This window comes from Coprococcus sp. AF21-14LB (genome assembly GCF_003458885.1).
Taxonomy (GTDB): Bacteria; Bacillota; Clostridia; order Lachnospirales; family Lachnospiraceae; genus UBA9414.
The window spans coordinates 1-17,988 of sequence record NZ_QRVX01000046.1; the positions used below are offsets into that span (position 1 = coordinate 1).

Sequence of the window (17,988 nt, forward strand, 5' to 3'; positions counted from 1 at the left end):
TAATTTAAATTCTTCTTTTTTATTACCATTTACATTCCTTCAAAATTATTAATGTTTATTTTTGGCATAATATTTACATTCCTTCAAAATTATTAATGTTTATTTTTGGCATAATAGCTTAATATACTCATCCCATCTATTAAACACTGTCTTAGATGAATGAGATACTCTGAAACTAATTGCCTCTTTTTTAAGCAAGCAATTGTCAAGTTCAGAATTTAAAACTTCTTTTATCTTTTTTGCTAATATATCCGCATTTCCTCTTGGCACAATCCATCCATTTAATCCATCTTTTATTAATGTCCTTGCACCTCCCGGTTTACAATCTGTTGATATGCTTGGTACACCCAGTGCCAAAGCTTCCATCAAAGAATTTGGTAACCCCTCATAGTCAGATGACAAAACAAATATTGATGCATCATAAACATAATCAAGAATATTTTTTACCGTACCCTTTAGATAAATTCTTTTTTCCATATCTAATCTACAAATTTGCTCTTGTAGATCTTTTTTTAATTCTCCATCGCCATATATATCCAACTCAAACTCTGGAAAATCATTTGCTATTTTTGAAAAAGCATCTATCAATATTTTTTGATTTTTTTGTGGATGAAGTCTTCCAACTGTTACAATTTTCTTTTTTCTACACTCACATGGTATCGTATATTTATCATCTGGTATAGAAACTGAATTATGAATCACTATAGACTTTTTTCGTATCTTTTCACCAAAATAATTTCTAGCTCCTTCCGATTGAAATACAAACCCATTTATACGTTTAAATGCTAACCATCGCACTATACCAAGTATTCCAGAATATTCCTTATCGCCAGGATCACCTCTTTCAGAATATATTACTTTCCCGATAATACTTTTTGACATCATTGCACAAAAATATGCAGATTGAAGCCAGTAATTAATTGAAACATCTGGTGCTATCTCTTTCAATATTTCTTTCAAAGCCAAATATCGATTTAGAATTTTATTTCCGCTTTTCTTTTCTAAGTCAGATAAATCATGTTTATTCACATCATTTCTAATATCATATTGACTATTATTTGCAGCCAATATAATTAAATGAATTTCGTGACCTCGCTCTGCCAATGCATTAGCCAACATGATAATCTGTTTTTCAGCACCTCCTGCACCATGAAGATACCCTATGCATGCAATTTTCATTTCTATATATTTTCCTTCCGTTTATCTAGCAAATTTAATAATTCAATTCTTTCAGGAGTATCATTATTTACTTTCCTGACAAATATTTTTTCTGAATTAATTAACTCTTGATAATCTCTATAGTCAAAAGTATATGGTTTTCCTCTCTTCCAATCTATAGCTCTTAAGTTTTGACAATTCTCATTTTGACAAGAATGGATTTCTTTGCTTTTAAACTTTGAGTTACTAGCATTGTTTGTATGAACATTTCATTACAACAATAACTCCACTTAAACGTTTTCCTTATTACTTCTCCCTATAATAGATGATAAATTTGATATTGTTGCAATTCCTAATCTGCAAATCCCACAAATTTATTTCCTTCATAATAAAAAGATTTAAATTCACTATGCGATACTATTATATAATCATTTCCACTCATAAAATGGTAGTAATTATTATCATCTAATAGAGATACTTTCAGCAAAGATAGTTCACATGTGATTTGACTCCTCCCGTTTAGCTTTAATCTGGGAACTAATTTAAAAGATGCAGACTTACATAACCTTGATAGTTTTTTAATGTAAATTCATCGATTTCAACTTTAAAATCATCTTCCTTAACACCTGTTTTATCTCTCTTAATATCATATATGGAATTTTTATACATTTATAATTTATACTTGCCAATGTAATAAAAACTTTTCTGTTTAATGAAATCGGTGATTTCATTAAACGTAAATAATTTTTTCTAAGATTTCTAGTAAGAAATCTTAGATCATTTTTACTTATGTCCTTATCTATTCCACCAGTTGCTGCCTTTGCCAATAAAGAAAAATAACTCCTAGCTAGTTTAATTTTAGCCAGATTATTAATTCTAGTATCTTGATATTGTTTTGATAAATCACACAATTCATTACTGGCATCTAGCAAATCAAAATCCTTTTTTCTAAGCATTCCACTTGTAATACTTTCTAAATTTCCTTGAAAATAGAAATACCCAATATCCGAAATATGTACTAATTTTGAACCTTTTTGTAAAACTTTAAAATTGGTTGCTATATCTTCATTTACCTTTCCTTCTGGAAAACTTATTTCTTCATACAAACCCTTACGATAAACCTTACGGCAAACGGAAAAAGGACATTTTTCGGTTTGTCCCCTATATAAATAGTCATAAAGTATTTCTCCATTTTCTACCAAAACTGGCGCAAAATATGAGCTATTCTCTATTTCATCTCTACCATTTGAAAATGTAGCTTTAAAATCAACAACATCACATTCATATCTTTGAAATATATTGATACATTTTTTATAAATATTTAAGTCAATCCAATCATCACTATCTACGAAAGTTATAAAATCTCCCGAAGCAATTTCTATTCCAGCGTTCCTTGCACTTGATAAACCGCCATTCTTTTTATGAATAACCTTAATTCTATCATCTTGCATGGCTATTTCATCGCACAACCGACCACTATCATCCGGTGATCCATCATCCACCAGTATTATTTCCAAATTCTTATAAGTCTGATTTCTGATTGAATCTGTACACCTTTTCAGATATTGCTCTACTTTATATACAGGTACTATTACGCTCAATAAAGGATTGGCATATCTATCATTATCATCTGATAAATCACACAGATTAGTTACATCAATTACATAAAGACCTCTATGTCCTTCAAAAACGGAATCAAAACAGATTCTATTTCCTGCATGGTTCCATCTTGGATGCAAATCACACCTTGTGTCATTATCATACTTAAAAGGTGCAAATACTTTTGCAACTACGTTTACTTCTGTCTTCCTTACATCTCCGTCCATAACCTTGATATATTGAATCCGCGCTCTATCTGGATAAGAATCAGTAACTACCAATTTTCTATCAGGTGAAAAGCTTGGATGCCCATCTCCTGCCAACTCTTTCCAACAATGATAATATTTTTCTGTTTTATCCCGCATAAGATAATATCCCGTACCACCATGCTTTTTATTTTCAAAAGCAATAATTTCATTGTCACTTTTCCAAAAGCAATGACTAACCATATCATCATCAGATAAAACATACATATCCGTCCCATCAACATTACAGGTAATCAATCTTGTGTATTTTCTTTCACCATTAAACCAACGGTACAATACCATAAATCTCCTATTGTTTGGGCTTAGCATAAGATGATTTACTTTATGAATAGCTCCTTTTTCCTGCATTTCATGTCTTGGTTGAAATCTAGCAAAATCAGTATATTTCAAAAATTCTGTCACTTCACCTGTTTCCAGTGATATTTTCCATACAGCAGCGGTATCTGGAAGCGGAACATCTTTCGTGTTCTCTGGAACATTGTAGTATCCATATCCTGGTCTTAAGTTATATAATCTGCTGAAATCCAATGTTAATGCAAACTTTCCATCAGAAGATACTGTATAAATAGGTGCAGGAATAATCCTCTCTGTCATAGTGTTTAAATCTAAAATAACAGATACATATTTTCCGTCCCTGTAATCATTGAAAAGTATTCTATCTTTAAAATCCGGTCCTAACCATTGAAGCATACAAGACTGCTGAACATTCCATGCACTAGTCTCTGCAATTTTTTTTACTCTTTCTGGATCAGATTCACTTTTTTCTGTATCAATCAATAAAATATCCGCTTTTTCTTTTGGACTTACATCTGACCACGTATCATTAGCTTTAAGACAAAGCATATATCTATCAGTAATATCCCAAGGTGATTTATCATAATACCCAAAAAAATATTCATGCTCAGAATCATCCGGAGATATTCTGGTAATATTTCCTTCTGATTTAACTTTCTTTGAAACAGCATACATTCCTGTTTGATATGCTCTTTTTATCACCCTTTTTACAGCTGGATATTTATTTAACTGGTAATTTATTTTCTGTTCTAAACTCATTATAAATCCTCATTTTCTGTTCAAAATCCGAATTTTACCTTCTTAAAACTTTTTTATAAACAAATTCCTGAAAGCCTACTGGTAATAGGTAAATAGCCATTTGTGCCCCTGCAACTTCCGCGAAATCAATAAAAGAACAAAATCCCCTTCTAAAAGCTTTCCACCTGATTTCAATCAATAACTTTGTATTTAACCAGTTTTTTCTTTTTTTATAAGTACCCTCATCAAAACGAAATCTCAACAGATATTCTGGCAGATTTTTGCAAACAGCACCATTTGCCAACATTTTTATCCATAAATCTGTATCCTGATTTTTTCTAAGATCTCCATAACAACCAACAGCCTCTACTTTGCTTTTTCGATACATAACAGTTGGATGATTAAAAGGATCTCTCTTTTTACAATATTTATGTATTGATTCATTGTCTAACGGTACATCACGTTTTCCAACTTTATTATTTGGTTCACCAACAAATTCAATTACAGGACAGCCAATGATATCCAACTTTGGATTTTTTTCAAACTCGGCTATCTGCTTTTCACATCTTGTAGGTAATGAAATATCATCCGAATCCATACGCGCCAAAAGTTCATTTTTGCATACTTTTATTCCCTCATTTAATGCAAGACCTAAACCTTTATTTTTAGGAAGAGGCACCTGAACGATTAGATTTTGATATTTTTCATCAATCTTATCTATTACAGATTGCAGTTCATCATTGATAGGGCCATCTTTAACCAATACAATTTCATCTGGCTTTTTGGTTTGCTTGACCATACTCATCAAAGCTTTTCTAAAATATTCTGGATTGTCTTTTCCATAAACAGTCATTAAAACACTATATTCCATTTCTATTACCTCACAACTGCTATAACAGTTTTAATCATTGTTCTTATTTCCCGGATAAAGCTGAACTTCTTAATGCTTTCCAGATTGTACTTCATCTTCTCTGGAAGAATTTTTTCTATGTAAACTTTCTCTACATCATCTGTCTGATCAAGCAATTCTGCCTCATCTTTATAAAGTATACTTGCTTCTGATGTCACACCTGCAGGCAGAAGTAAAGTAGCCATCATTTCCGGAGTATAATACTTCACATAATACACACTTTCTGGACGTGTACCCACTAGCGACATATCGCCTACCAGAATATTGAGTAGTTGTGGTATCTCATCAATACGATATTTACGGATAACAGAGCCTATTTTTGTAATTCTGTTATCGTTTGATATCGTTACCTGTGTTCCGATTTTGTCCGCATTTGCCACCATTGTCCGGAATTTAAATATTCTGAATTTTTTTCCATACTGCGTAACTCTCTCCTGCCGGTAAAATACCCCACCCTTTGAATCTGCTACAATCAGAATTGAAATGATAATCATCAGAGGAGAAAGTATTACAAGCATGATAGAGGATGCAATCACATCAAAAGCTCTCTTTAATGCCAAGCTTACTTTTTTCTTTTTTAGTCTTTCATAATATGGACGAACTTCTTCTGTCTGCATATATTTTGGTAACTTTTCCCATTCTCGTAACATCTTTATCTCCCATTTCTACTATCACATTTAAATATATTCTTTCACGATTCTACTAAACTGTTCTATCACATACTCCACATCTTCATCTGTCAATCTTGTATGTAACGGCAGTGTGATCTCATTTTCAAAGTGTGCAAATGCATTTGGATAATCTTTTACATCAAATCCAAGATTTTTATACGCTGTCAACATTGGCAGTGGTTTATAATGCACATTACAAGAAACTCCTGCTTCTGCCATTTTCACAATGATCTCCTGACGCTGTTCCAATGTAATTCCCGGAATTCTTGTCAGATATAGATGTCCGGAAGACTGATATTCTTCTGTATAATGTGGAAGCACTTCAATACCTAAATGTTTAAACGCTGCATCATATTTTTGAATAATTTCTCTTCGTCTTGCAAGCATTCCTTCATAACGGTTCAACTGTGCAAGACCAATTCCTGCCATAATATCTGTCATGTTACATTTATACCACGGAGCAACTACATCATATTCCCAAGCGCCAAGCTGCGTTTTTGCCAATGCATCTTTCGACTGTCCATGAAGTGAAAGTAGCTGAAGCGTATGATATATTTCTTCATCATCAATTCCTTCCATACTTCTCCATGTCAATGCTCCGCCTTCTGCTGTTGTAAGGTTCTTTACTGCATGAAAACTAAAGCTAGAGAAATCTGCAATACTTCCTGCTTTCTTTCCATGCCATTCAGCGCCAAAAGCATGTGCGGTATCTGCACAAACTGCAATTCTTCCTATTTTCTCTTGAATCTTATTTGCAGGTTTGAATAACCCTTTTTTCCTTTCAATGATTTCAAAAATTCTATCATAATCACAAGGCACGCCTGCAAGATCAACCGGAATGACTGCTTTCGTATGTTCTGTAATTGCGTCTTCCATTCTGTCATAATCCATTTCCAGCGAATCTGGCTGTGTATCGATCAATACTAATTTTGCGCCTACATGGCATACTACTGATGCAGATGCAGTATATGTATAAGCCGGAACAATTACTTCATCCCCTTGCCCAATTCCAAGTACACGCAACGCCATTTCTGCACAAGCTGTCTGAGAATTGAGACAAACTGCCTTTTTTACTCCACAGTATTCTGCAATCCTTCTTTCAAATTCTTTTGTTTTTGGACCTGTTGTAATCCAACCACTCTGAATTGCCTCCACTGCTCCACGCACTTCCGCCTCACTCATGTCCGGCGGACTAAACGGTATATTTCGTTTGATACAATCCATTTTTCTCACTCCTCATTTTTGTGTTTTTCTATTCAAAAAAACTTTGCTTTTGCAAAGTCTTTTCTCTTCTAATATCTTTTTTCAACTCTTCCTCACAATCTCCAGACCTACCTGCGTTTCTTGTCGTTTTCCTCCAAGTTCCACCTCAATCCAGGCCTTTCGTTTGTGTCGGTCTATTTTCCGGATCTGATGCTCCAATCCTTTTAATGGACCTTCTATCACTCTGATTTTTCCATTTTCAATCTCTCCGACAGACATCTCCACGATCATTTTCTCTTCTCCGAATAATCTCAAAAATGCTATCTCTTCCTGATGCAGCGCCACAATCTCTTGTCCGCCTCCCAGTAACTTTGTAAGTCCCAATACCTTTTTCAATTCCAGAAACAGCCGTTCTGCATTCTCACTGATCACAAATACATATCCCGGAAACAGGAGCTTCTTCTCTTCATGCCATTCGCCTCCATATTTTTTCATCCCTATATAATAAGGTAGAAAACATCTCTCAAATGCTTCCCGTGACAGTACTTTCTCACACTGAATCCGGATCTCTTCTTCCATTCCGGTTCGCACCTGAACAACATACCACATGAATCTTCCTCCCTTTCCGATACACTCACATCCCCTGTAAAAAGGGCGTGCTTCGCCATTCCGCAGATCTTTTCATTTTTTGAAGCTGCTTCTTCCCCTTTCTCAGTTCAAACTGCTTCTATAAATGTTCCTTCTGCGGAACGATATGCCTTTATGACCATTCCTTCGGAAAACGCGGCAAAGCGACGATCTCCCTTCCAGAACTTTTGTTTCTCTGCTGTCTGTATAATTCTCTCTCCAGACATCTTATTTAAATATTCTATACCGAAGCTATGAGCACTTCTGTTCTCACGTTCTGCCATAGAAAAGCTTCTCTGCGCTGCCAAAGCACACGCAAAACTCACTCCTTTCTGGCAGACTTTCTGCTCTTGCGCCGGTCTTTCCCGGTACATGCCGGTTCTCCGGCGTGAGCAATCGGCCCGCTTCCCGACCGCTGACTGGTTTTTCTCTCAATGTTAGATTTCCGATTAAGTTAGCCTGCCGCTTCTCCTGTTCCATATCTGTTTCCGGCAACGCTCAAATAATATATATCCATAAAGCTTCTGAATGCCTTTCGGCACTCTTCCGCATTTATTTTTCCTGTCTTAACATCTCCATGCTGCATTAAAAATGCACTATAAGTCTGTCTCTCTATCAGAATTCCATCAATACTTCGGAATGCGCTGCGTGGGGAGCATACTTCTTTTTCTTCCGTTACATGGTTCCATCTGGCGGATGCCGTTTTGACTGGATCAAAATAGATCAGATTTTTTCCGTTCTGCCTCAATTTCCACTCCAACTTATTCAAAAAGCCTGCTATTGCGGTATCCTCCACAGCTCTCCCTAGTCGTACTGCACCATTCCGCCGCTTCATTTTCTGATAGTCTAGTTTTTCTGCATGAAAAACTTCTCCCATCTCTTGGATTTCTCTGATCAGACATCTCTGTTCTTCTTCTCGATAGATTTTCTGCAAACGTCCCAGTTCCCGGTACTTCTCCCGGTATCTCCGGTAATGATTAGAATAATGCCACTTTTTTTCTCCCGAACGAATCTGCCCGCTGCCATCATAATTTTCCGGATGATTGATCCGTCTGCTCCGCTCCATCTTACGAGCCAGTTCTCTGCGCCTTTGTTCCAGATTCCTGTCCTTTTCCGGAAGGGAAAATGCTCTGATCTCGGTATCGCTGACTGCTGTAATTCTTCGAAGCCCAAGATCCAGACCTACGACAGAAGTTTCCTTTTCTTCTGCAGCCACATTTGCCCGATTCCTCCCATTGTTTCCTGAAACCATCTCTGATCCGGAATTTCTAACCGGACATTTCCCGCACATAACCAGATCCACATAGTAACATTCCCGTCCTCTGATCCATTTTCGCTTGATTCGGCAATACCGGATTTCCTGTGACAGTGCTTCTCTCTCATAAGTATTTCCCTTTATATAAGCCGGAAGCCGGAGTCCTTTCCAGAACACTGCGCCATCCTGAAACCGTATTGATGTTTTGTTCGTTTTTCCTTCCAGCGCTCTAAGCTCTCCCTGTTTTTTCGGATGTACCACTTTCGCCTGACGACTCATCAGCGCATACAGCGCCTTCCACACCTGAACTGACAAATTCTGTACAACCGGTGCATCCGTATTTTCTTTAAAATACTTTCGATACGGAGTCGCATCGCTAGAAAGGTCGAATTTCCGCAGACGATATTGTGCCTGCATCTCATCCAGTTCTTTATAAATGCTCTTCCGCTCTTTCAAGTCTTTCTCTGCATCCAGCTTCTGGATCAAACTGCGATATCGCCTTGTCCGGACCATTTGGGCATAACGACTCAGCCCTCCACGCAGCAGGGCATTATAGATCTCACGATTGACTTCAAAACGTTTATTCAGCACATCCTCCTGCCATTTTTCTGTCTTCAGCGGCAGTGTCAGTACAAAATAACCTGTTTCCGGCATTTCCATCCACGCTCCTTTTTCGTGGAGTTATATACTTCACGAAAAAATCTAAAAAATGCCTGAAAAATCCAGTAGTTCCGCAAGTGAATTTTTGCTAAAATAAGTTTGACGGCAATGGCTGACGGCTGATAGCACAGGCTCATACGTTATGAAATCTTTTAAAAATCCGATAGCTATCAGATTTTTCTCATAATGCTCTGACGGCTCATTTGACGGCTTATCACATAAAAAGATAGGGAAAATGCTTGAGCAAAGCGAAAATTGAAAAGAGAATAGATGTATATCAAATAATTGTGGATAAATATTTATGACGTTTGTGCAAACGAAAACACAGTTTTGGAATAAAAACAGCAAAAAAAGTGAGACAGGGAACAGAAAATAACAGAAATGGGACTTTTTATTGCAGAAAATTAAGATTCGTTTGCCTTTTTGACAAGATGTGATATAATTTGATAGGTAGAAATGTGTAAATACCATTGATTTTAAACTAAGATTTTTTCGTGAAGTATATAACTTCACGATATTTTTTATCCGAATATGAAACTTGCAACCAAGCAAAAAAGAATCTTCAGTAAATAGCATAATTGACTTACATTGCTATTTCTCTCAAGATTCTTTTTCTTATTCTTATTTATAAATTTTATAAAATTACTCTAATTCTTTCTCAAGAATATATCTTTGGACTTCCAGCCCAAGCGATCGATAGAACTGCACCGCATTCTCATTGAATGCCCAAACCATCAGATCCAGTCTTTTTGCACCAAAACGTTTTGCCTCTTCTTCACTCGCTTTCACAAGTGCTTTTGCAATCCCTCTTCCGCGAAACTTTTCATCGACGATCAAGTCATCCATATAGGCAATTTTCTGATCTACCATCATACTTTTGTCACGCATCTGTGTAATTGCAAGGCCAGCAATTTCATTATCCCATTGTGCAATATAAGAGATGATTTCCTCACTTGCCACTATCTGAAAATATTCATCAAGCGAATATGGATGTTCTTTATCGGCAAACAAATCCGGTCTCGCCTCGACGTGCAGTTTGTGCAGCTTCTGCATCAACCGATCCACTTCATGATAATCGATCATTTTCATCTTTCGAATCGTCAGCATTTTTTCACTCCTCTACAGAAACACATGTTTCAAGTCGTTAAAGAGTACAAAGACCATTAGAAGCATCAATGCCACAAATCCTGCGAAATGTACCATTCCTTCTTTCTCCGGCGGAATCCGTTTTCCTCGTATTGCCTCAACAATCAAAAATACAAGCCTTCCGCCATCCATCGCAGGAATCGGAAGGAGATTCATTACCCCCAGGTTAGCACTCAGCAAAATTGCAATATTCATAAAAGTAATCACAACTGCCGATATCCCGTATTCTTTCGTTTCCTGATAAGAATCATCTACAAAGTCTACAACACCGACCGGACCGGACAGCTGATCCAGACCGATTGCTCCAGTCACAAGCATTTTCAAACTGTCAATAACCGAGTCGATCCAATACTTGACTTCATAGACGCCATATTGAAGAGAAGTAAGCACATTTGCTTTTTCATACTGATTCGAACGCATGATCCCCATGAGGTATCCTCCGGACTCTTCATCATATGTCCGTTCAACCATAACAGTATGCTTCTTACCATCTCTCTCAAATTCTACTTCAACGGTCTTATCTTTATTCATCTGGTTAAAGAGTGTGATTTCCCGCGAGAGATGAATTCGCTTATCATTCAGTCTTACAATCTTATCTCCTGCCTGAATTCCCTGTTCCTGTGCGGAAAGACCGTCAATGACATCTGCTACCACCGGAACATCACAGCCATTCCAGGCAACAAGAATCACGGAGAGGACAAATGCCATAAGGAAATTAAACAGCGGTCCAGCAGCAATTACTGAAATTCTTGCCCAGACAGATTTACTGTTGAAGCTTCCTTCCTCGTTTGTATCTTCCTCGTCTTCTCCCATCGCGCAAAATCCACCGATCGGAAGAAGTTTCAAGGAATACACGGTACCGTTTTTCTCGGTACTGACAAGTGTCGGTCCCATTCCGATCGCAAATTCAGAAACATTAATACCGTTTTTCTTGGCAAGCAGAAAATGTCCCAACTCGTGAAACATCACGATAATGCCAAACAGCAATAATGCCAGTATAATTCCCAACTAGCTCCACCTGCTTTCTATTTGTTCATAAGTCTCTGCTTCCGCCGAAAGGATTTCTTCCACCGTCGGCGCTTCTTTTCGTTTATGTGCATCCATGCAGTAATGAATGATTTCCGGAATCTCCAGATATTTTATCTTTCGATCAAGAAACAGACTGACCGCACGCTCGTTGGCAGCATTGAATACTGTCGGCATCGTTCCTCCCGCCCTTCCTGCTTCATAGGCAAGGCGCAGTCCATAGAATGTTTCCAGATCCGGCTGTTCAAATGTAAGCTCTGTCAGCTTCCAGAAATCAAGCCGATCTCCGGGCAAATTTCTGCGCTTTGGATAATACAGCGCATACTGGATCGGAAGCTTCATATCCGGTGTACCTAACTGTGCAATGACTGCTCCATCTTCATATTCTACCATAGAATGGATCACGCTCTGCGGCTGCACCACAACCTGGATTTGATCAAAGTCCACATCAAAGAGCCATTTTGCTTCGATCACTTCCAGACCTTTATTGATCATTGTAGAAGAATCAATGGTAATCTTGCGTCCCATTTCCCAATTCGGATGCTTTAAGGCATCTTCCACTTGAATGTTTGCAAGTTCTTCCCTCTTTCTGCCGCGAAACGGTCCACCGGAAGCAGTCAGAAGGATTTTCTTAATAGAATTCTTTTCATTTCCCTGCAAGGATTGAAAAATAGCGCTGTGTTCACTGTCTACCGGAAGAATCGATACATGATGTTCCTTTGCAAGAGGCATAATGATATGTCCTGCCGTCACAAGTGTTTCTTTATTGGCAAGTGCAATATCTTTTCCCGCACGGATTGCAGCAATGGTAGGGCGGATTCCGATCATTCCCACGATCGCTGTTACAAGTATGTCTGTCTCTTCCAGTACAGAGATTTCCAAAAGACCATCCATTCCGGATACGATCTTCACAGGAAGGTCTTTCACCCGTTCCCGAAGTTCTTTTGCTTTCTCTTCTGTCCAGACTGCCGCTGTCTTTGGCGCAAATTCTCTGATCTGCTGCTCCAACAGCGCAATATTATTTCCGGCAGCAAGAGCTGCCACTCGAATATCCTGATTCTCTCGTACAACTTCTAAAGTCTGTGTTCCGATGGAACCAGTCGAACCAAGAATTGCTATTGTCTTCATCTTATACCATCCCCTATTTCATAAATAGCACTGCCATATAGTAAATAATCGGTGCTGTAAAAATCACACTGTCAAACCGATCCAGAATACCGCCGTGTCCCGGAATCAATTTGCCGTAATCTTTGATATTATGATTTCTTTTAATGGCTGATGCTGCCAGATCGCCTACCATGGAGATCAAACCTCCCACTGCGCCGATCGCCGCATACATCCCAACAGGCGCTCCTACTTGTGCAAAGTGATTTACTGCCAATGCATAGAGCGCTCCGATCAGCGCTGCCCCTGCTACACCTCCGACTGCGCCCTCAATGGATTTCTTCGGGCTTAATTTCGGCGCCATTTTATGTTTTCCAATCAGCACACCGACACAATAAGCACATGTGTCACATCCCCAGGAACAGATAAATACAAGCCATACGAGGAATGCACCCTGAGGCAGTTCCCGCGCCTGATATACATAGGACAGCATCATCGCCACATAGAATAGTCCAAAAAATGTCATCATCACCTGGTCTGCATGGTATTTGGGATAAGAAAATACATATACAGCCATAAGAAGAATCAGAAATCCAATGCTCATGCAAATAATCCATTCTTCATATCCAAACCAGAGCAGTCCGTAATAAATGATCGCTCCTACATATCCTACGCATCCGAGCAGTTTATTATGCACATCCAAGATTTTATAAAGCTCAGACATACCAATCAAGCTGATGATCAAAAGTGTCGCAAATAAAATACCGCCCCCACTGATCACGGTCACAAGCGCAACGATCATCAGAAGAATTCCACTCAGTAGTCTTGTCTTAAACATGTTATTCCTCCTTCACGCCTCCAAAGCGTCTATCTCTGCTATTATATTGTTCGATAGCCTTTGTCAGTTCTTCTTTCGTAAAATCCGGCCATGGAACATCTGTAAAATAAAACTCCGTATAAGCCAGCTGCCATAATAAATAATTCGACAGTCGAAGTTCTCCGCTTGTGCGGATAAGCAAATCCGGATCCGGAATATCGTGTGTATCAAGATAACTTTCAAATATCTTTTCACTAATTGCTTCCGGCGCAAGTGTCCCTGCTTCCACATCTTTTGCCATAGCACGCATGGCACGGATCATTTCATCTCTGCTTCCATAATTGATCGCAATTTGAAAATTCAGTCCGTCATTATGTTCGGAAGCCTTCTCCAGTTCCAGAATTCTCTTTCTGATATCTTCATCCAGACGGCTGATATCACCAATAACCCGGACTCTCATCCGATTCTTTTCAGCTGTCTTCAGACATGTTTTCATGTAGTTTCTCAGAAGCTTCATCAGCGCATCTACTTCATCCTTCGGACGATTCCAGTTCTCTGTGGAAAATGCATATACTGTCAGATATTTGATTCCCATTTTATACGCATCTTCACAGATTCGCTCTACATTCTTACTTCCCTGTACATGCCCGTAATTGCGTGGCATTCCCCGCTTCTTTGCCCAGCGTCCATTCCCATCAAGAATGATCGCAACATGCTGTGGTATCTTCATACCCTTCCTCCTCCACTTAGGAATATATATCATACTTTTTTCATCGCTCTTTCATGTAAATCAAGAAGGATAAGCAAGAAGCGTCACCGCCTCCGCTTATCCCTGCCTCATTTCACACTAGACTGTCATAACTTCTTTTGTCTTTACTTCTACAGCCTTATCGACTTCTTTGATATATTTGTCTGTCAGTTTCTGAAGTTCCTCTTCCAGATCTTTGATCTCATCTTCAGAAACTTCACTTCCTTTTAATTTCTTAAATACATCATTTCCATCGCGGCGGATGTTACGAACTGCGACTTTGGCAGCCTCTCCCTTCTTCTTAACATCCTTTGCAAGTTCTTTACGGCGTTCTTCTGTCAATTCCGGGAAAATCAGACGGATACATGTTCCATCATTCGTCGGATTGATTCCAAGATCGGATACCTGAATTGCCTTTTCAATTTCACGGATCATGCTTTTCTCCCACGGCTGGATCTGAATCATACGCGGTTCCGGCACAGATACATTGGCAACTTGCTGGATTGGTGTCGGGCTTCCATAATAATCTACAACGATTCTGTCTAATACATGTGGATTCGCACGTCCTGCGCGAATTGTAGCCAGTTCTCCTTCTAAACTGTGAATTGATTTCTGCATCTTTTCATCGTATACTTTTACTCTTTCATTCATGTCTTATTCCTCCGGTTTTATTATTTTACACAGTTACTTTCGTACCTGTAAAACTTCCTTTCATAGTCTCTACGATACTGTTCTCTTCGTTCAGTCCAAATACAAGCATCGGCATATGATTCTCTTTGCACAAAATGGAAGCAGTCATATCCACCGCCGCAAGTCCCTGTGCGATCACATCATCAATTGAAATTTCATCATATTTCTTTGCTTCTGGATTGAGCTTCGGATCACTGTCATAAATACCGTCAATTGCCTTAGCAAGCAGCATTGCATCCGCCTCAATCTCTATCGCATGAAGTACTGCACCTGTATCTGTAGAAAAATACGGATGTCCTGTTCCTCCCGCAAAGAAAATTACTTTTCCTGCTTCCAAAGCTTCAATTGCTGCATCTTTTGAAAACAATGTCGTAAATGCACCACAGACAAACGGTGTGAAGATCTCTGTCTGCATTCCTACATGACGGAAAATCTCAGATACATACAGACAGTTCATAACAGTTGCAAGCATTCCGATCTGGTCTGCTTTCACCCGGTCAATCGTCTCACTCGTTCTTCCTCTCCAGAAGTTGCCTCCGCCTGTAACAATTGCAACCTGAATTCCGCTGTCCACAAGCTCTTTTACCTGCTTCGCCACTCCAATACAAGTAGCTTCATCAAATCCTGTCTTTTTATCCCCTGCAAGCGCTTCTCCGCTTAGCTTTAACAATACTCTTTTCATAAGTAATAGCTCCTTATCTTAAGATTTTCATTATCCGTTTGGCAAAAGTATACCATACCTTACATTAAAATGGAACAGCAAAATTAACCTCTCTCCCCTTCGGAGTGCAATTTTTCCCGACAAAGCTGTTCCAGATGATCGTGCACTTCCGCTTCATTTTTCTCATTGGTCAGAATCACGATCATATCGCTTGCCTTTAAGAGTGTATCGCCATGCGGAAGAAGTTCCCGCTCTCCTCTTTTCACCGCCACAAGCAGACAATGCTTCGGCCACACAATCTCCCGGATTCTTCGATTCTCCAATTCGGAACCCAGCATAATCACTTGCTCCTGAAGTATCTTTCCCCGTTCATCCCCTTCCGGCTCTATACCGCGCTTTTGCAGAAGACGTTCCAGAAGGCTCTCATAGATCGGAGCAGATTTCAGAAGTGATGCTGTTACATAAGCAATGATCGATATGATGGAAAGAGACAATAACTGACTTAAACTTCCGGTCATTTCAAAAATCAATATAATTCCAGTCAGCGGCGCCCGCACAATGGCTGTAAAATATCCTGCCATCGAAAGCAGTACAAAATTATTCACATAGTTAATATCCATTCCAAAGAAAGAGACGCCCGCCATACCGAAGATTCCCCCGATCAGTGATCCAAGCACAAGAAGCGGGAAGAAGATTCCTCCCGGAGCTCCGGAGCCAAAGCTTAATCCTGCAAAAAGAAATTTCAACAGAAACAGAAGCATCAGAACTCCAAGCGTATATTCGTGGCTTGTCAGCCCTATGATCAGATTGTGACCGCTTCCAAGTAATTCCGGCATCGTAAATGCCAAAATCCAGGCTGCCGTCAACGGAATCAGCAGCTTTCCCCATGTCGGAATCTTTGTCAGCTTCTGGTACAGCTTTTGCATCATCAACGTAAACCAGTTATAGAAAACTCCCATAGCTCCCAAAATCATACCAAGCGGAATTAATAACCAATAGTAACTGTGCGGCAGTACATTTCCAATATCAAATTGAAATACCGGTTCAATTCCAATGATACTTCCGGCAATCAGATCAGCGGTCAGAGACGATGCCATCGCTGAAACAAGCACAGCTGTGGAAAAATTCTTATGTACTTCTTCCAAGGAAAACATGACTCCTGCCAGCGGCGCATGAAACGCAGCAGAAAGCCCCGCACTGGCTCCGCATGTCATCAAAAATTTTTCTTCTGTTCTCCCGCATCTCAGCGCCCGTGCAATTCCCTTTCCACTCATGGCGCCAAGCTGAATGGACGGACCTTCCCGGCCAAGAGATAATCCGCCGAGCAGTGAGAGAAAGCCGCCCACAAACTTAGCCGGAATTACTTTCCACCATGTCTGTTCCAGCTTTCCTGCCATCTCGCCTTCCAGCTGCGGAATCCCACTCCCCGAAATCATTGGTTCATAAGTAACCAGTTTGCCAATAACCAATGCCATTGCCGTAAGACATAGAAACCATAGTCCCATTCTCAAGCCATTGCCTTCTGCCCATGTAATTACTTCATTCAGCCAAGTAGACGCGTACGTCAGCGCAATCCGGTAAACCAGAACAATCAAGCCACCGACAGCTCCTACAAGAACACCTTTCCCGATCAGGCGCACTTGAAATGCTTCTGCATCTTTCATGACTTCCGATGTATCCTGTTTCATTTTCTCATTCCCTTTCTAATATTTCTGTTTTATCCAGCCCATATACTGCCGTCAGAAAAGCAGATACGCGATTCCAATCCCTACACTAAGAAATGGTCCAAAGACAATTCGATCTTTCAACCTCAGATGCTGCAAAAGAACGCCCGCCGCCCCATAACATCCTGCTGCAGTTACTCCGATCAATAATCCAGTCAGACTGCCTTTCGGTCCAAGTCCAATTCCTGCAGCTGCCATCAGCTTTATATCACCTCCGCCAAAAGCTCCCGGCGCAACAAGAGTCGTAAGAAACATCGGCACACTCCCTGCTGCCGCTCCCAACAAGCCCCGGCAGATACTCCATGTACATTCCGGACAGACAAATATCCTAACCAGCCCGATTCCTGCCAGCCAGATACAGCATCGATCCGGAATCTGCTTATGCTGCAGATCATACCATGACGCTCTTGCCAATATACAAAATACCATTATATCATAACTGATTCTCCACATATACAACTCTGACTGCCGCATATCTTCTTTCGGTATTATCTTAGCAGAGTTGCTCTCTGCATACAAGGTCAAAACAGTACAACTCCGGTTCTGCGATATATCGAAACAGCAAAAAAGAGCCCTATGGCCCAATGTCATTAAGTTAAGGAAAAATAATTAGATTCTTATATTAGAAATAATATAGGAGTCTTTTTATTTTGTAAAAATAGTTGACAAACAAGATAGAATGTGCGGCCGC

General features: G+C 39.4%; 17 protein-coding genes. All 17 read right to left on the reverse strand.

What is annotated here, in order from left to right; genetic code table 11:
• Positions 1 to 99: 99 nt before the first annotated feature.
• The gene (locus tag DWX73_RS10565; protein WP_118348741.1) at positions 100 to 1,179 is read right to left on the reverse strand and encodes a glycosyltransferase; all 1,080 of its coding nucleotides are present in this window, start codon (positions 1,177 to 1,179) and stop codon (positions 100 to 102) included.
• 557 nt (positions 1,180 to 1,736) lie between these two features.
• On the reverse strand, positions 1,737 to 4,076 hold the full coding sequence (locus DWX73_RS10570; protein ID WP_118348742.1) for a glycosyltransferase family 2 protein: 2,340 nt from the start codon (positions 4,074 to 4,076) through the stop codon (positions 1,737 to 1,739).
• Positions 4,077 to 4,110: 34 nt separating this feature from the next.
• The gene (locus DWX73_RS10575; RefSeq protein ID WP_118348743.1) at positions 4,111 to 4,926 is read right to left on the reverse strand and encodes a glycosyltransferase; all 816 of its coding nucleotides are present in this window, start codon (positions 4,924 to 4,926) and stop codon (positions 4,111 to 4,113) included.
• Positions 4,927 to 4,931: 5 nt separating this feature from the next.
• A complete protein-coding gene (locus tag DWX73_RS10580) occupies positions 4,932 to 5,615 on the reverse strand; it encodes a sugar transferase (protein WP_118348744.1) in 684 nt (227 codons plus the stop codon).
• Positions 5,616 to 5,642: 27 nt separating this feature from the next.
• The gene (locus DWX73_RS10585) at positions 5,643 to 6,860 is read right to left on the reverse strand and encodes a DegT/DnrJ/EryC1/StrS family aminotransferase (RefSeq protein WP_118348745.1); all 1,218 of its coding nucleotides are present in this window, start codon (positions 6,858 to 6,860) and stop codon (positions 5,643 to 5,645) included.
• Between the two features lie 81 nt (positions 6,861 to 6,941).
• On the reverse strand, positions 6,942 to 7,448 hold the full coding sequence (gene loaP / locus DWX73_RS10590) for an antiterminator LoaP (protein WP_118348746.1): 507 nt from the start codon (positions 7,446 to 7,448) through the stop codon (positions 6,942 to 6,944).
• Positions 7,449 to 7,555: 107 nt separating this feature from the next.
• Positions 7,556 to 7,840, reverse strand: a complete 285-nt coding sequence (locus tag DWX73_RS10595) for a hypothetical protein (RefSeq protein WP_118348747.1) — start codon at positions 7,838 to 7,840, stop codon at positions 7,556 to 7,558.
• A gap of 80 nt (positions 7,841 to 7,920) precedes the next feature.
• Positions 7,921 to 9,381, reverse strand: a complete 1,461-nt coding sequence (locus tag DWX73_RS10600; RefSeq protein WP_118348748.1) for a hypothetical protein — start codon at positions 9,379 to 9,381, stop codon at positions 7,921 to 7,923.
• 642 nt (positions 9,382 to 10,023) lie between these two features.
• Complete coding sequence (locus DWX73_RS10605; RefSeq protein WP_118348749.1) at positions 10,024 to 10,488, reverse strand: GNAT family N-acetyltransferase; 465 nt, start codon at positions 10,486 to 10,488, stop codon at positions 10,024 to 10,026.
• Between the two features lie 12 nt (positions 10,489 to 10,500).
• Positions 10,501 to 11,535 (reverse strand): RIP metalloprotease RseP, encoded by a 1,035-nt coding sequence (rseP, locus tag DWX73_RS10610; RefSeq protein WP_118348750.1) that lies wholly within the window; start codon positions 11,533 to 11,535, stop codon positions 10,501 to 10,503.
• Positions 11,536 to 12,681, reverse strand: coding sequence for a 1-deoxy-D-xylulose-5-phosphate reductoisomerase (locus DWX73_RS10615; protein ID WP_118348751.1), 1,146 nt, complete (start codon positions 12,679 to 12,681; stop codon positions 11,536 to 11,538).
• A 13-nt stretch (positions 12,682 to 12,694) separates the two neighbouring features.
• Complete coding sequence (locus tag DWX73_RS10620; protein WP_118348752.1) at positions 12,695 to 13,495, reverse strand: phosphatidate cytidylyltransferase; 801 nt, start codon at positions 13,493 to 13,495, stop codon at positions 12,695 to 12,697.
• 1 nt (position 13,496) lies between these two features.
• On the reverse strand, positions 13,497 to 14,204 hold the full coding sequence (locus DWX73_RS10625) for an isoprenyl transferase (protein WP_118348753.1): 708 nt from the start codon (positions 14,202 to 14,204) through the stop codon (positions 13,497 to 13,499).
• Positions 14,205 to 14,321: 117 nt separating this feature from the next.
• On the reverse strand, positions 14,322 to 14,873 hold the full coding sequence (gene frr / locus DWX73_RS10630) for a ribosome recycling factor (RefSeq protein ID WP_118348754.1): 552 nt from the start codon (positions 14,871 to 14,873) through the stop codon (positions 14,322 to 14,324).
• A gap of 25 nt (positions 14,874 to 14,898) precedes the next feature.
• Positions 14,899 to 15,594, reverse strand: coding sequence for a UMP kinase (gene pyrH / locus DWX73_RS10635; protein WP_118348755.1), 696 nt, complete (start codon positions 15,592 to 15,594; stop codon positions 14,899 to 14,901).
• 83 nt (positions 15,595 to 15,677) lie between these two features.
• The gene (locus DWX73_RS10640; RefSeq protein WP_118348756.1) at positions 15,678 to 17,261 is read right to left on the reverse strand and encodes a ClC family H(+)/Cl(-) exchange transporter; all 1,584 of its coding nucleotides are present in this window, start codon (positions 17,259 to 17,261) and stop codon (positions 15,678 to 15,680) included.
• Between the two features lie 51 nt (positions 17,262 to 17,312).
• Positions 17,313 to 17,822, reverse strand: coding sequence for a prepilin peptidase (locus DWX73_RS10645; protein WP_158556858.1), 510 nt, complete (start codon positions 17,820 to 17,822; stop codon positions 17,313 to 17,315).
• Positions 17,823 to 17,988: the final 166 nt, after the last annotated feature.

Coding starts and splice junctions, on each gene's coding strand:
- DWX73_RS10565 (WP_118348741.1), bottom strand. CDS start 1,179: ATGAAAATTGCATGCATAGGGTATCTTCATGGTGCAGGAGGTGCTGAA.
- DWX73_RS10595 (WP_118348747.1), bottom strand. CDS start 7,840: ATGTACCGGGAAAGACCGGCGCAAGAGCAGAAAGTCTGCCAGAAAGGA.
- DWX73_RS10620 (WP_118348752.1), bottom strand. CDS start 13,495: ATGTTTAAGACAAGACTACTGAGTGGAATTCTTCTGATGATCGTTGCG.
- DWX73_RS10575 (WP_118348743.1), bottom strand. CDS start 4,926: ATGGAATATAGTGTTTTAATGACTGTTTATGGAAAAGACAATCCAGAA.
- loaP (WP_118348746.1), bottom strand. CDS start 7,448: ATGTGGTATGTTGTTCAGGTGCGAACCGGAATGGAAGAAGAGATCCGG.
- DWX73_RS10570 (WP_118348742.1), bottom strand. CDS start 4,076: ATGAGTTTAGAACAGAAAATAAATTACCAGTTAAATAAATATCCAGCT.
- pyrH (WP_118348755.1), bottom strand. CDS start 15,594: ATGAAAAGAGTATTGTTAAAGCTAAGCGGAGAAGCGCTTGCAGGGGAT.
- DWX73_RS10615 (WP_118348751.1), bottom strand. CDS start 12,681: ATGAAGACAATAGCAATTCTTGGTTCGACTGGTTCCATCGGAACACAG.
- DWX73_RS10640 (WP_118348756.1), bottom strand. CDS start 17,261: ATGAAACAGGATACATCGGAAGTCATGAAAGATGCAGAAGCATTTCAA.
- DWX73_RS10600 (WP_118348748.1), bottom strand. CDS start 9,381: ATGGAAATGCCGGAAACAGGTTATTTTGTACTGACACTGCCGCTGAAG.
- DWX73_RS10605 (WP_118348749.1), bottom strand. CDS start 10,488: ATGCTGACGATTCGAAAGATGAAAATGATCGATTATCATGAAGTGGAT.
- DWX73_RS10625 (WP_118348753.1), bottom strand. CDS start 14,204: ATGAAGATACCACAGCATGTTGCGATCATTCTTGATGGGAATGGACGC.
- DWX73_RS10585 (WP_118348745.1), bottom strand. CDS start 6,860: ATGGATTGTATCAAACGAAATATACCGTTTAGTCCGCCGGACATGAGT.
- frr (WP_118348754.1), bottom strand. CDS start 14,873: ATGAATGAAAGAGTAAAAGTATACGATGAAAAGATGCAGAAATCAATT.
- DWX73_RS10580 (WP_118348744.1), bottom strand. CDS start 5,615: ATGTTACGAGAATGGGAAAAGTTACCAAAATATATGCAGACAGAAGAA.